This is a genomic window from Streptomyces sp. NBC_01264 (assembly GCF_026340675.1).
GTDB lineage: Bacteria > Actinomycetota > Actinomycetes > Streptomycetales > Streptomycetaceae > Streptomyces.
The window spans coordinates 4,288,476-4,302,203 of record NZ_JAPEOX010000001.1 but is presented as its reverse complement, the minus strand read 5'-3'; the positions used below and the strand labels follow the sequence as shown (position 1 = coordinate 4,302,203).

The 13,728-nt window shown below is 70.0% G+C and carries 14 protein-coding genes; 6 read left to right on the top strand and 8 right to left on the bottom strand.

Going from position 1 to position 13,728, the window contains the following annotated elements; genetic code table 11:
- Positions 1-12: 12 nt before the first annotated feature.
- Together OG435_RS19775 and OG435_RS19770 are read right to left on the bottom strand one after the other, a co-directional pair.
- Positions 13-546, bottom strand: a complete 534-nt coding sequence (locus OG435_RS19775) for an NUDIX domain-containing protein (RefSeq protein WP_266878362.1) — start codon at positions 544-546, stop codon at positions 13-15.
- A gap of 1 nt (position 547) precedes the next feature.
- Complete coding sequence (locus OG435_RS19770; RefSeq protein WP_266878360.1) at positions 548-1,903, bottom strand: tetratricopeptide repeat protein; 1,356 nt, start codon at positions 1,901-1,903, stop codon at positions 548-550.
- A 193-nt stretch (positions 1,904-2,096) separates the two neighbouring features.
- Between OG435_RS19770 and OG435_RS19765 the strand changes: the two genes are divergently transcribed.
- The 4 genes from OG435_RS19765 to OG435_RS19750 all read left to right on the top strand — a co-directional run bounded on the left by OG435_RS19765 (position 2,097) and on the right by OG435_RS19750 (position 5,142).
- Entirely contained in the window at positions 2,097-2,846 is a 750-nt protein-coding gene (locus tag OG435_RS19765) for a hypothetical protein (protein WP_266878358.1), read from the top strand.
- 78 nt (positions 2,847-2,924) lie between these two features.
- Positions 2,925-3,836 carry a phosphotransferase gene (locus tag OG435_RS19760; RefSeq protein WP_266878356.1) on the top strand — a complete coding sequence of 304 codons (912 nt, stop codon included), beginning with the start codon at positions 2,925-2,927 and terminating at the stop codon, positions 3,834-3,836.
- The gene (locus tag OG435_RS19755) at positions 3,837-4,529 is read left to right on the top strand and encodes a class I SAM-dependent methyltransferase (RefSeq protein ID WP_266878354.1); all 693 of its coding nucleotides are present in this window, start codon (positions 3,837-3,839) and stop codon (positions 4,527-4,529) included.
- Between the two features lie 16 nt (positions 4,530-4,545).
- Complete coding sequence (locus OG435_RS19750; RefSeq protein ID WP_266878352.1) at positions 4,546-5,142, top strand: HAD domain-containing protein; 597 nt, start codon at positions 4,546-4,548, stop codon at positions 5,140-5,142.
- Positions 5,143-5,198: 56 nt separating this feature from the next.
- Here OG435_RS19750 and OG435_RS19745 read toward each other — a convergent pair whose 3' ends face one another.
- From OG435_RS19745 to OG435_RS19720, 6 genes are all read right to left on the bottom strand, one after another.
- Positions 5,199-6,077 (bottom strand): ParB/RepB/Spo0J family partition protein, encoded by an 879-nt coding sequence (locus OG435_RS19745; RefSeq protein WP_266878350.1) that lies wholly within the window; start codon positions 6,075-6,077, stop codon positions 5,199-5,201.
- A gap of 55 nt (positions 6,078-6,132) precedes the next feature.
- Positions 6,133-7,788, bottom strand: coding sequence for a relaxase/mobilization nuclease domain-containing protein (locus tag OG435_RS19740; protein WP_266878348.1), 1,656 nt, complete (start codon positions 7,786-7,788; stop codon positions 6,133-6,135).
- Positions 7,789-8,247, bottom strand: coding sequence for a plasmid mobilization relaxosome protein MobC (locus OG435_RS19735; protein ID WP_323187851.1), 459 nt, complete (start codon positions 8,245-8,247; stop codon positions 7,789-7,791).
- 287 nt (positions 8,248-8,534) lie between these two features.
- Entirely contained in the window at positions 8,535-9,299 is a 765-nt protein-coding gene (locus tag OG435_RS19730) for a DUF2637 domain-containing protein (RefSeq protein WP_266878345.1), read from the bottom strand.
- 218 nt (positions 9,300-9,517) lie between these two features.
- Positions 9,518-10,801 carry a DUF3631 domain-containing protein gene (locus OG435_RS19725; RefSeq protein WP_430625658.1) on the bottom strand — a complete coding sequence of 428 codons (1,284 nt, stop codon included), beginning with the start codon at positions 10,799-10,801 and terminating at the stop codon, positions 9,518-9,520.
- Between the two features lie 246 nt (positions 10,802-11,047).
- Positions 11,048-11,278 carry a hypothetical protein gene (locus tag OG435_RS19720; RefSeq protein ID WP_266878343.1) on the bottom strand — a complete coding sequence of 77 codons (231 nt, stop codon included), beginning with the start codon at positions 11,276-11,278 and terminating at the stop codon, positions 11,048-11,050.
- 94 nt (positions 11,279-11,372) lie between these two features.
- On the opposite strand from OG435_RS19720, the gene OG435_RS19715 reads away from it, so the two are divergent.
- On the top strand, positions 11,373-12,044 hold the full coding sequence (locus OG435_RS19715) for a helix-turn-helix domain-containing protein (RefSeq protein WP_266878341.1): 672 nt from the start codon (positions 11,373-11,375) through the stop codon (positions 12,042-12,044).
- Positions 12,041-13,702 carry a site-specific integrase gene (locus OG435_RS19710; RefSeq protein ID WP_266878339.1) on the top strand — a complete coding sequence of 554 codons (1,662 nt, stop codon included), beginning with the start codon at positions 12,041-12,043 and terminating at the stop codon, positions 13,700-13,702. The genes OG435_RS19715 and OG435_RS19710 overlap by 4 nt, the downstream gene beginning before the upstream one ends.
- The last annotated feature ends 26 nt before the right edge of the window (positions 13,703-13,728 follow it).

Genomic DNA, 13,728 nt, shown 5'->3' with positions numbered 1-13,728 from the left:
CCTGTCTCCGATCTAGAGCCACCCGTTGAGTGAGACCTGTGCCCCGTCCGCGAGGAAGGCGACCAAGGCGCTGCGGGTCGTGGGGACGAACTCGGCGGGCAGATCTGCGGTGTCGACCCAGCGAACCTGGGAGTGCTTCCGAGGCTCGCGGTTCTCGGGTTCGCCGGTCCATTCGTGGGCGGCGAAGACGACGGTGAGGAATCCGTTGGGGGCTTCGACGCCCCAGGCGCCGTGGATGATGTGCGCGACCTTGAGCGACTCCGGCTTTACGGTCATGCCGGTTTCCTCGTAGAGCTCGCGGACCGCGGTCTCGGTGATGGGCTCGCCGGGCTCGCTCTTGCCGACGGGGAGGTCCCACATGCCCTGGGCGAACTTGGCGTTCTCGCTGCGCTGGAGGAGGACGACGCGGTCGGTGGCCTGGTCGTGGACGATGACGGCCGCGACCAGCAGGGTCATCGATTCGAGTGCCGGCTTGAGGGCGGGGGAGCGGTCATCGGTCTGCTGAGCCACGGTGCATTTCCCTTCATCGGGCTGATTGTTGGGCATGTTAGGCGAGGGCTTCGCGGGCGCGGCGGGCGAGATCGGCGGCGCCGGGGACGCGGCGGCGCTGGTAGACCGCGAGGGTGGAGCGGATCGAGGTGATCGCCTTGCGGGTGCGATCGGAGGTCATTCCCTCCATGAGGACGAGGGCCTGGGTCCAGGCGGCGACCGCTTCGTCGGCGCGGGCTTGGGCGGCGAGGCTGTCGCCGAGGTCGGCGTGGGTGAGGGCGTGGACGCACTTGTACTTCTCCGGGTCCCAGCGGGTGAGGGCGTCGCGGTGCTGTTGCTCGGTGCCGACGTGGTCGGCGAGGTCGGTCAGGGTGCGGGCCGTGTGGCTGGTGACGGTGCCGGCTGCTGGGCCGCTGACGCGGGAGAAGCTGGGCTGAGGTCCGTCCTCGCGCAGGAGAGCGTCTTCGGCGGCGAGGAGAGCGCGGGCGGCCGAAGGGTTCTCGCCGGTGGCGGCGTAAGCGCGGGCGTGGGTGATGTGGAGGAGGGCTTCGGTCTGGCCGTCGACGTGGCCGAGGCCGCGGGACAGGGCACCCTCGACGAGGTCGACGCAGTGGTGGGGCTGCTTGAGACTCAGGGCCTGGTGGGCCAGGGCGCGCATCATCCAGGCCGCGTGGCCGTGGGGATCGGCCTCGCAAGCAAGCTGGTAGCCGACCTGGTAGTAGCGCTGGGCGGCGCCCTCGTGACCGAGGTCGTGGTGTTTCCAGCCGGCGAGATAGGCGAGTTCCGCGACAGCGCCGAAGGCGGCCTGGCGCAAGGCTTCGGAGGGGAAGCGGCTCCGGAGCATGGGTGCGGCGGTGTCGGCGAGGTAGGCGGTGACGGTGGTCAGGCCGTGGCCGCCGCCGAGGCGTTCGTCGGCGGCGCTGAAGGCCGCGGTGATCTGCCGTACGACGTCGATGTCATCACTGCCGACAAGGGAGCGGGCAGTGCGGGCGCGGAGCATCCGCGAGGTGGCTTCATGGTCGTGCAGTAGCGGCATGGCTACGCCGGCCGTGGTGAAGGCTGCGATGGCGAGGAATCGGTGGCGCTCGACGTCCGCGCGGCCGAGGTCGGTGACCGTGGTGACGGGATCGGTGCCCGGCGGGGCCTCCGTGTCAGGTGACTGGAGACCGATCTCGGTTCGGGTGACAACGCGACCAAGCCGTCGGGAGAGCGCTTCGGCAAGGTACTGGCCCGCCTGGCCTGAGGGGACTCGAGTGCCGTTTGCCCAGTGCGAGATGGCCGACTTGTTGGTCTGGAGCAGGTCGCCGTTCTCGGCTGCGATGCGGCGCACGTCCTTGGCGAGTGCCTCGTACGTGCACCTCGCGGTACTGATCACTTCGCGCAGGCGGGAGTTGGGGTTGGTCGGCGCTGGCACGATCTCCTCCGCCTCGGAGCTGTAAACCGCGTATACCGCTTGGCCTCGGTCACACCGTACCCACTCTGCGTAGCGGGCGGTTCACTTATCAGCAGCCGCCCACTCACGGGCCGGGCGGCCCCCAAGTTCCGTACGCCCCAACGGGCTCGGGCATTCGTATGCCTCGGCCCGGACGATCAGAGACGGAGACACGGTGACCACCATCGACACCGCGACCATCACGGTCGAACTGCCCGACGCCTTCGACCCGCGCTGGAGCCGCCTGCCCGGCATCCACGTGGACGGCCAGCGCATCACCATCGACCCGGCCGAGTACTTCTTCCGCTTCGAGTCCAACACCTGGCTCGTCGCTGACTGGGAGCTGGTGAAGACCCAGCTCCTCGACGTGGACGAGACGGCCGAGAGCGCGGTCGAACAGCTCGCGCTCGACTTCATCAAGAACCACGGCGAGTCCACCTCCGACGCCGCCCGCGTACTGGCGACGGCGTACGGGGTCTACTCGTACCTCTTCCGCGAGGAGCACCTGGGCAGCCTCGGTCTGCCGCAGATCACCGCCGAGCACCTGCGGATGCTGCGCGAGGCGGCCACGCTGATGGCGCTCAACAAGGTCGAGCTGGACGGGCACATCTCCAACGTCGGGCCGTGCTGGTTCTTCCCCGCCGCCACCTCCGTCGTCTTCGACCTGGACGACGAGATGGGCGGAATGCTGGACGAGGTCTACCACGGCGGCTGGTTCAACGAGCACCGCCGAATCGAGTCCATCAAGGCCCACGCCGCACTCGGCGGTCGGCTCGTGCACGGCTGCCAGTCCGTGCCGGACCAGTCCGGCGGGGTGGTCGCGCCCTACGGTGCCTCGATGGCGAACTTCCGTGACGACCTGGCCGAGTTCAAGGCGGGCTGGATCGAGCAGGTCTACGCCCACCGCGTGACCGCGGCCGAGTAACCCCAACCCCACTACGGCGCCGGGGCGGGCCGACCCGCTCGCCGCCCCGGCGCCCACCATCCCCCTGGAGTCACCCCCATGGACCAGAGCCTGACCGCCGCCCTTCTGGATGACCTGTGCGCCCTCGTCGGCAAGCCCCTCCCCGAACGTACCGAGATCCGCGTCTGGGGCATGTCCGGCGTCGAACGCGTCACCTTCCCCGACGGCACCACGGCCGTCTTCAAGTACGCCAAGGAGCCCTTCGACCGCGAGGCCCAGGCGCTGCGGCTGGCCCACCAGCGCGGGCTGCCGGTCCCCGAGCTCCACGCCACCGCCATGCATGACAAGTGGCTCGGGATGCTCATGGACGACCTCGGCACTCCCGTCCGCGGCGCCGATGACCTCGACGGAGTCGCCGCCGCCGTCATGCTCCACGCCGCCCGCCCGGCAGGCGGCCTGCCCCTTCTCGACGGCGCGGGGCTCGCGTCCTTGCCCGGCCGAGCCCTCGATCACCTCCAACGGTTGCGGAAGGCCGGCCGCTGGATGGACTGCGACGACATCGAGACGGCACTGGGGAGGATCTCCGCTGCGGCTGATGCTCGCGTCCAGGGGGCGACGCTGGACCCGTTCGGCTGGGTCCACTCCGAGTTCCACCCCACGAGCGTCCACATCGGGGAGAACGGATGGCACCTCCTCGACTTCGCCCGTGCCTTCACCGGCCCCGGCCTGATCGACCTCGCCTCCTACCACGGCACCACCGACACACCGAGCCCTATCCGGCTGCGGGTCTTCCTGGAGCAGTACGTCACCGCAGGCGGCCACGAGGATGCCCTCGCGGCCCGGGGCGGCCTGACCGCCGAGGCATGGGCCCTGGGCTGGCACCGCATGTGGGCGGTGGAGTGGTTCATGGAGCAGGCCATCCGCTGGATCAACGACCCGGCCAAGGACACCGCGTACATCCCCGTCGTCCGTCGCCACCTGAATGACGTGGTCCAACTCCTGGAGGTCTAGGTGCTCGCCCAGGTCTCGCCCTGGTACGCCCACGCAGCCCAGCGCATAGCCGCTTCCCCCGCCCATGCGCTCACCGCGCCGGTCCGGATGGAATGGAGCACCCACGCAGGCCTCGGTCCCGGAGCTGAGATTCTGGGACGGGACCTGCGCGGCAAGCGCATCCTGGAGCTGGGCTGCGGCCCCGGCCACAACGTGGCCCACCTCGCCAAGCACCACCAGGCCCACGTCACCGGCGTGGACCTCGTCGGACTCCAGATACGCCGCGCCCGGTCCCACTACGGCCACCTCGACGGCGCCACCTTCGCCGCCGGCCACGCACTGCACCACCTGCAGGCCACCGGCGAGACGTTCGACGGGGTCTTTTCCGTCTTCGGCGCCGTCGGCCTCGTCGCCCCCGAGCTTCTGCTCGCCGCCATCTCCCGGCGCCTCAAGCCGGGCGGCGTCCTGGCTTTCTCCGTCCCTCACCCAGCCCGGGCCGGAAGACATCCGTCCACGGACGACCGTCCGCGCGAGGACTACGTCACCATGCCCGACCGCACCCGACTGCCCCTCGCCCGCTGGGAATTCGACGCCCACCGCTGGGGCGCACACCTCGGGCGTACCGGCCTGCGCATCACCTCAGCACTTGAGCTGCGTCACCCTCGCCGCGACCCGTGGCCAACCACCCTCCTGATCACCGCCCGCAAACGCTGACCCCCCGGAGGCACCAATGACTCTGCCCTACCTCCTCCTGGACATCGACGGCGTCCTCATACCCTTCCCGGCCGCAGACGGCCGCACCCCGCCCACCCACGTCCGCCACACCGTCCTGCCCACTGGCCGGCACCCCGACGACCCCGTCCCCATCTGGCTCAACCCCGACCACGGGGCCGCGCTGGCCGGCCTCCTCGCCAGCGGCCTCGTCACCCCGGTGTGGTGCACGAGCTGGCGCAAGGACGCCACCAGCATCATCGGTCCGATCCTGGGCCTGCCCGAGTTCACCTACCTCGATCTGCCTTGCCCCCAGATCACCACCAGCCACCCCAACGGCTACCTCTGGAAACGCGACCACGTCGACCCCTGGCTCAGCACAGCCCCGGCCATCTGGATCGACGACGACTTCACCGCCCTCGACCACACCTGGGCAGCGGCCCGCACCGCCCGCGGCTACCCCACCCTGCTCATCCAGCCCGACCCCCACACCGGGCTCAGCCAGAGCCACCTCAGCGATGCCAGGGAGTGGGCGTGCGCGCAGGCACAGGTACTGCCGCTACGCGGCGCGGCAGCGCGACGCCAGGAGGGCGCAGGTCTCGCCGTACAGCCATGAGGACATGGCGCTGGGGCCAACGCTGAAACGCGTCGGACCCAGCGGTGTCTATGCGGTCAGGCCCTGATGCTCAGGCGGGTGGCGATCGTGCGTGCTGTCGGGGTAAGGCTCCCGAAGACCTCCTGGGCGTAGGGCGTGTTCAGGCGGATTGCGAGTTCTTCCAGTTCGGCCCAGTGCGTGGCGATCTGTTCGAGCGCCTGCTGGGTTCGCCGAATGGCGTCCTCCCGCCGGGAGTAGTGCTGTTCGGCCAGCTGATGGGCCGCCTGCCAGGTGAGCTCACCCTGCGTGGCGCGCTGGGTGAGCCGGAGCGCGGTGGTCCCATCGGCCTGCATGATCGCGTCCACCTCTTCGATGCGCAGGCGGAGTCGCTCTTCTTCTATCCGCTGGTCAAGTGCGGCGGTCGCCTCTTCGAGGGTGAGGCTCTCTTCGATGACCTGGTCGGCGAGGTCGGGGGCGTGCTGGCGCAGCCGATCCTGCAGGGCGAGGAGTGCGGCGACCTGTTCCATGCGCCGACGGACGGTTTGGTACGCGGCGTCGAGACGGACAGTGCCGACCCGGACCTTCTCGGCGAGCTCGGGGTCGTGCTTGAGGACGGTGGTGGCGTTGGAGAGCCTGGTCAGGCTGATGGCGTGGAGCTTCGCGTGGGTGCGCAGGGAGTGTTCCGAAGAGGAACGGGCCATCGCGAGGATCATGGACCGCCGGCCCTGGCTGATGTGTCGTCGCACGATGTTCGCGCTGAAGATCAGGCGGACCGGGTCGTCACCGTCGTACGTCGTGAAGTGGGGTTCGACCCCGGCGATCTCGCAGGCGGCGAGGCGGTTGCGGCCGTCGAGGAGGACGCCGTCGGGGTCGAGGACGACCGGCTTGAGGAGGCCTTCGTCCTTGATGGACTGGGCGAGGTCGTGCATCTCCTCCTCGTTCAGCATCGGGAACATGGCGGCGAAGGGGTGGGTCTTCAGGATGGGCTCCTTGTCGGGTGGGGTGTCGGGCTCAGCGCGTGCGGCGCTGCTGAGTCGGTTGGGCTGCGCCAGCTGTGGGCGGCGTCGCCGGCGGCCGCCTTGGGGCGGGCTGAAGAGGCAGTTCGGCGAGGTGCCGTAGACGCCACACCAGCACTTCGCTGATGGATGCGGCCGTTGTCAGGTCCCGTTGACCTGCCGCTTCGGTGAGCAAGGCGGCTGGGTCATGACCGGCGGCTTCGGCGTCGGCGAGGGTGGTGGCGAGTGCGGGCCAGCCGGGCTCGGCCAGCACTCGCTCGGAGTGTTCCGAGAGTGAACGGTGCAGGGCAGCCGTCTGCCGGTGAAGGACAGGCCCCGTGAGGAGACGGCCGCGCTGGGACAGGGTGCGCAGCGGCTCCATGGCAGCGGTCCTGAGAGTGGTACGCAGGTATCCGGCTGCCTGGTCGGCGGCTTCGGCCTGCTGGTCGTGGTGGCGGATGTGGTGCCAGTGCTGGGCTGCGACGACGGCCAGGAGGACGGCGTCGAGGAGGACCGCGAGAAGGGCTCCGTCTTTCGGGGCGGGTTCACGCACGATCGCCTTGATCGCCCGACGCGTGGCCTGGGCCTGCTGGTGGCGGGCGCGGATCCGGGAGCGGCTGGCCCGCTCGAAGGCCGCGGCGGCTTGGGCGAGCTGTGGCTTGTATCCCGCCGGGACGATCAAGGCGAGTGCGTCGAGGGTTTCGGCGAGCACCGTGATGTGCGCCTGCCCCGTGGCCTCGTCGGCTTGGTCGAGCACCTTGGGGATGAGCGTGGCTGCTTCTGTGACCTGGTGCCACGCCGTCTGCCGCTCCGGGCGCCGGCCTGTGGGGGCGGTGTCGGTGGGGCGGAGGCGTTCGGCGATCTTCGGGTAGGAGAGGTCGGGGGCAAGGGTGGAGCCGGAGAACCAGACGGGTTCGTCCTTGGCGCTGCTGTCGTCCGGGAGCGCGACCTTGTAGCCACGGGTGTCGCCGGAGGGGAAGTGCTGGATGTCCACCAGTACGCCCGTGCCGCGGAGGATGGTGAAGAACTCCTCGGTGTTGGTTGCAGCGGCCACGGCGGTACGGACGGTGGTGCGCAGGCGTTCGCGCGGGGTGGTGGCGTGTCCGGTGCGGCGGGCCTTTTCCTTCTCTGCGCGGGTGGGGCGTTTGGCGGCGGTGCGGTCTCCGCGCGGGACCTGGCGCAGGCCGTACTCCTTCTCGATCGCGGCGCATTCCTTGTCTGCGTGCAGGTAGTCGTTCCAGTGCCGGGGCTCGCGGAGGTCTCCTCGGACTTTGGTGGCCACGATGTGGATGTGGTCTTCGGCGTGGCGGACGGCGATCCAGCGGCAGGCGTCGGGGTCGCCTGCGGGGGCGATGCCGGTGGCGTTCAGGATCCGGCGGGCGATCGTCGCCCACTGCTCGTCGGTGAGGATCGGGTCCTCGGGTGCGGCTCGGACGGAGCAGTGCCACACGTGTGCCTTCGGGGCCCGGTCGCCGGCCTGCTCTACGCGCAGGTCGAGGGCGGTGGCGAGTTGGGCGCGGGTGGCGTTCGGGTCGCGTTCGGGGTCGGGGGCGAAGCCGTCCCAGGAGTCCACGAGGTGGGGGTCGGTGTGCTCGTTGGCGCGGCCGGGTCCGTAGAGGTAGTTCAGGACGCCGCGGGTCCTGCTGCCGGCCTTGGCGATCTTCGCGATCAATCAGGCCGCCCGCTTCGATACGGCCGCCTGCTTCGCGGCGAGGTCGATCGCCTTGGCCGCGGTACGGGCCAGAGCCAGGACACGTTCCGCCTGGGCCAGGACGGCGCTGTCCACAGGATGGGGACGGCCTCCGGAGTTGAGCTTGTAGGCGATCTGGTTGACGTTCTTGCCTATCGGGGCGATCTCCGCGCGCAGGGCGGCGAGCTCGTCGATCAGGTCGTCGAAGGAGGTGCGCTGGCCGGGTACCGCGAAGCCGCCGTGGAGGTAGGCCATGACGATCGCGCCCACCAGGTGAGCGCCGGCCAGGCCGAGGCGGCGGGCCTCGGCGAGGATCGACCGCTTCTCGATGACGCTGTAGCGGACGTCGACGCGCTGGGTGCGCTGCACGCCTTCGCGGGCACGGCGGCGGGCAACGCGGTAGAGCGCGGCTTCATCAGCAGCGCGCACGACGGCGGGCACGTCCGGTTCCCCCTCCGGTGCGCCCTCGCGCCGGAGCCCTGCCTCCGCCACCCCTGGGGCGAAGGCCGTGTTGGACCGGCCCTTGGACGGTCCAACGCCATACCTTGCTGCCTGGTCTGGGGCTGTGCTGGCCGGTATCAGCCCGGATGGTGTGGGGAGTTCGTGCGGGTGATCGTGCATGGGGATCTCCTGGGTCGGTCGGGGTTGTGGTGGTGAGGGCGAGGTCGGCCAAGAACAGCCCCGCCATGTGCTGGTTGGTGCGGAGCGGGCAGTGGAGGCTCGGCCGGTCAGGCAGTGGTGTCGGCAGATTCCGCGTGGAGTACGTCCATCGCCCCGACCAGCCGGTCCTTGCCGACGGGGTAGCCCTCCTTCCGGACGGCGGCTTCGAACCTCTTGCGGGGGATCAGCCCGTCGGGTCCTCGCGGGACGGTGCGTCCGATGGAGACGAGCTGCTCGTCGCTGGCGGCAGGGCGGCGACCTCTGGGCTTGGCGGACTGCTTCGGGGCATCCGCCTCGGTGGCCGGCGGGCTTTGCGCCGTCCCCTTGCTGTCGCTGGGCGGTACTGGCGGTTGCTCCTCGGCCTGTTCCGCCAGGGGGACGGCGGGATCGTGCTGGGCCTGGTGATGGCGGGTGACGAAGTAGAAGTGGACGGCGCCGGCCAGGGCGAGGGGCGCGATGGCGGAAAGGGCGCCGACGGTCACGTCGTCCAGGTGAAGCCCGTCGTGGCGGACCTGCTGGTTGAGGCGGACGGCGTGAAGGGCGTTGGCCCAGATGCTGGTTGCGGTGGCCAGGCCGACCAGTGCCCAGACATACATGCGGGCCCGCATGGGGGCTGTGCGCAGGAGCAGGAGGGCGCCGATGCCGATGGCGATGAACCCGTCGATCACGAGGGGGAAGGCGTACGTGAGCGGTCCGGGGATGTGGGTGGCGACTGCCATCTGGCGCAGGGCGGCGTACGAGAGGGCGAAGGCGGTGACGCCGAGGAGGGTGATGCCCAGGCGGATCGCGGTGACCCCGATCGTGGTGGGTGCTGGGGTGGCGGGTGCGGACAAGCGGGTTTTCTCCAAGGGGGTGGGACGGCGGCCTGCGCCTTCGCGGGCAGGGCATGGTGAGGCCGCCGTCTGGGAAGGCTGGGACCCGTTGCGACTCGTCGCGTGCCTGTTCAGGGCAGGTACGGGTGGGGCGGTGATGTCGAGTCGACTCGTTGCGGGCCTGCGACTCGTAACCGGTCTGACCTGCGACGCGACGGGTCGCGACGGGTGGTGGCGGGTCAGGCGCGGGTGGCGGGTTCCGGCTGGGTCGCGGGGCAGTAGCGTGCCCAGGCGTCGGTGAACTGCTGGCGGGTGAAGCCCTTGGCCTGGACGTCGCCGTGGAAGCGGCGGTTGGCCGAGCTGATGCCGTAGTCCTTCAGCAGGATCTGCAGGCCGCGCGGTGTGAGGCCGTTGGCGGTGTACTCCGGCCAGGGCGTCTCGTCGTCCTTGTTCAGGATGTCGAGCAGGCGGCTGGTGCGGATCACCGGCGGATTGCCCTCGGCTTCGAAGGCGTGGCGGATATCGGCGAGGAGGCGGATTCCCAGGCCGCTGTTGTCCTGGTCCTGGTCCGCCTCGTGCTTGGTCATCGCCCGGCAGGCGGTGCGTGCGAGGTCGGGCCACGGGCCGCCCGCGAGGTCGGCGACGGCGACCAGTGGCTCCCAGGTATCGGCGGCCCGGTCCTCGACCGGCATGGAGGGTTGCAGCCCCGTCGCCTCGGAGTGGAGCGGGGTCAGCCAGGCAGCGAGCCGGTCGCGCACGGCGTTCAGCCCGGGGATGTCGCGTGCGCTGCGGAATGCCGCCACGCTCTCGCCAGGCCTGCGGCGGCGCATCCGGATCACCACCGACCGGTCCATGATCGTGTCGGGCAGGTCGCCGATGCCGGCGAGGGCCGCCATGGCGAAGGTGGGGAACTTCGTCACCTCGTGGTTGGGCCCGGAGACCCGCAGGGTGGGCCGACCGCGCTGGGCGCCCGCGTTGAGGAGCCCCCGCATCTCCTCGTTCTTCTCCGCGACCTTCGCGGACCCGAACAGGGTGTCGGCCTCGTCGACCAAGAGGGTGGGTGGCGTCGCGGTGATCGACCGGAAGATCGCGGCCGCAGAGGCGTTCACCGTGACCAGCGGATCGTGAACGGTCTCGGTGATCACGTCCAGCAGCCGTGACTTGCCGCACCGCTTCGCCGGACCGACCACGGCCAGTCGGGGCGCGTGCTGCCACGCCGTCTGCAGATGCGTCGCCGCCACCCACAGGGCCACGGCTGTCAGCGCCTCGGCGCTCGGAAGGATGACGTACCGCTCGATCTCGGCACGTAGATCACCGAGGACCTGCTCGCCCAGGCTTTCGGGGCCGATGGGCTGGGGAGCTGCGAGACCAGTCTGGTTCGGGGGCTGAGGGGCGGAAGGCGGCTCTTCCTCCGCTCCCTGTGCGGGATCTTGCAGGTGGACGCCCGGCTGACCGGGTATCGCTGTCACAGGCCAGGCGGTGGGGGTCGGCTCGGCATCGGTCGACATGGGGGTCAGGTCCAAGGGGCAGCTCCTTCTTCGGTGGCCATGGGCATGCAGCAGCGCCCGGGTACCGGGTGGTCCGCGCTTCGCGGCTGGGGGTGTGGGGTGTATCGGGGCCCGCCGGGCGCGATGCGCGGAGGGCAATCCGCCCTCGCTCGGAGGTAGTTACCTGGCTCGGGGGAACACGAACAGTACGTACGACCCCTGCCACAGTCCAGCGATTCCGTGTCAGCTCCGCGCAGAATCCGACGGCGCGGTGCCGCGCTGTCATGCGGCCAGTCCCAGCAGGTTCAACAGGTCGGCGGTCACCACCCGGTAGGCGTTGCCGAACCGCAGGACCTTGCACGGGTACTGGCCGCGCTTCGCCATCTCGTACCCCTTGCTCCGCCCGAGCCCCAGGGCGCGGTTGCCCGTGTCCAGGTCAATGGCCACCGGAAGGGCGAGCAGCTGCTCCCGGCTCATTCCCTTCGGCTGGCCGGCCGTCTCGTCATCACGCATGTGGGCGCTCCTGTCCTCACAGCCCACGGCGAACACGTCCTCGCATTCGTCTCCGGGCCTTGATTACTAAGCATGAAGAAGAAAATGTGTCCCCATGACACAAAATCGTTTCGATGATGGAGATGAGGACGACGTCCCCGAATGGGCGGACCGGGTCATGGCCGACGTGGCCCGCGAAGTCCGCCGCCGGAGGAAGGAGCTGAAGTGGAGTGCCCAGGACCTGGCCGACCGGTGCGAGGCGATCGGCTTCCCGATCCCCCGCAACGTCATCGCCAACATGGAGTCGGGCCGACGCGCGGTCCTGCCACTGGTCGAGGTGATGGTGCTGGCCGAAGCCCTGTACACCCACCCGATCCGCCTGATCTACCCGGTCGGGTACGTGGAGGAGGTCCAGCAGCTCCCGCTCACGTATCCGGTCGACACCGCACAGGCCATGAGCTGGTTCGCCGGCCTCAACGAGGACTTCCGGGCCGACCACCGCATGCTTCGCCACCATGTCGCCCACCGCACTGCGGTGGAGAGGGCCTTCTTCGCCGTGCACAGCGAAGAGCGCCAGCGAAGGGCGGCCGAGAGCACGGCCGATGGCATCGAACAGGCGAAGGCCCTGCGCACCCAAGCCGACCTCGCCGAACGAACCGAGCGGGCGAAAGCCGAGCTCTACCAAGTGCGCAGCGACATCTACGCGGACGGCGATCCGCTCCCCGACCTGCCGGACGAACTCGTCGACGTCGACCCACCCGAAGGCTACGAAAGAGACACCGATTGAAGGGCTCCACCCACCGCCGCTGCTACTGCCGCGATGCGAATACCGGCAAGCCGCTCGGCAAGGCCTGCCCCAAGCTCAGCAGCCGCAAGCACGGCTCCTACTCCATCCGCCAGGAGCTCCCGCCCCGCGAGGACGGCGCCCGCCGCTCCTTCAGCCGCGCCGGCTACGAGACCCTCAAGGCCGCCCAAACCGACCTCGACCACATACGCGCCCTCCTGGGCCTGGCCGAGATCGACGACACCGAGAACCTGGCCCGGCTAGCGGACCTGCTGGAGCTGGTCGCCGACGAGAAGGCTCCGCTCCCCGAGATCGAGGCAACTCGGCGGCGCCTGAGCCATGGGCTGGACCTGACCAGTCGGCTGACGGTCGGCGAGTGGCTGGACATGTGGCTCTCCGGGAAGAAGGGGCGGCCGAGCGCCATCAGCCGCGACGAGAGCAACATTCGTGTGCACCTCAGGCCGCGCATCGGGCACCTGCGGTTGGACCGGCTCCGGGTCATCCACCTGACGGAGATGTTCGACGCGATCGCCGAGGCGAACGTCGAAATCGCCGAAGGGAACTCCGCGCGCCGGAAGGCGGTCGAAGACCTCGCCCTGATCCCCTGGAAGGGGCGAGACCACCGCACCCGACGCAAGGCGATAAAGGCCGCCATCGATGAGATGGACCCCTACCGGCGCATTGTGGGACCGTCCACGCGCCAGCGCGTCCGCTCGACGCTGCGGGCCGCGCTGAACGCCGCGATCGCCCAGCAGCTCATCACCTTCAACCCAGCCGCGCATGTCGACCTGGAGGCGGGCAAGCGGCCGAAGGCGCTCGTCTGGACCGACGAACGCATCCTGCACTGGAAGCGGACCGGCGAGAAGCCTTCGCCGGTCATGGTCTGGACGCCGGAACACACCGGCCTCTTCCTCGACCACATCGCCGAGGACCGTCTGTACGCGCTGTTCCACCTGATCGCCTTCCGGGGGCTGCGGCGCGGGGAGGCCTGCGGCCAGCGATGGACCGACACCCACCTGGACGCAGGCCTCATCACGGTCGCCAAGCAACTCGTCGTCAACGGTTGGGAGGTCTACGAGGACGACCCGAAGACCGACGCCGGCGCCCGCACCATCGCGCTCGACTCCGACACCGTCCACGCCCTGCGGCGCCACCGGGCCCAGCAGGACGTGGCCCGCGCCCAGTGGAAGAGTGCCTGGGTGGAGACGGGCCGGGTCTTCACCCGCGAGAACGGGGAGCTGCTCCACCCCGCGAACGTCACGCGTCGCTTCATCGAGCTGTACGAGGAGATCGGGCTCCCGCCGGTCCGCCTCCACGATCTGCGCCACGGCGCGGCGACGCTGGCCCATGCGGCGGGGGCCGACTTGAAGGACATCCAGGAGATGCTCGGCCACTCCTCGATCACCATCACAGCGGACACCTACACGAGCCTGCTCCCCGAGGCCGACCTCGCGATCGCCGAGGCCGCGGCCAGGCTCGTACCGCGCGCCCGGACAGCCGGTCAGGAAGCCCCCGCGAAGGCGGTCGGGTGTTCCGAAAATGAACCGGAGACCGTGCCGGATCATGCCGCTCCGTCGGTGGGAATCCCGGAGCCCGATGGCACGTCCGCTCACGCACCGCTCACGCAAACGGCCCCGGACGGGGAGTCCGGGGCCGAATAGTGCGCCTCGCTGGGAAGAAATCCCAG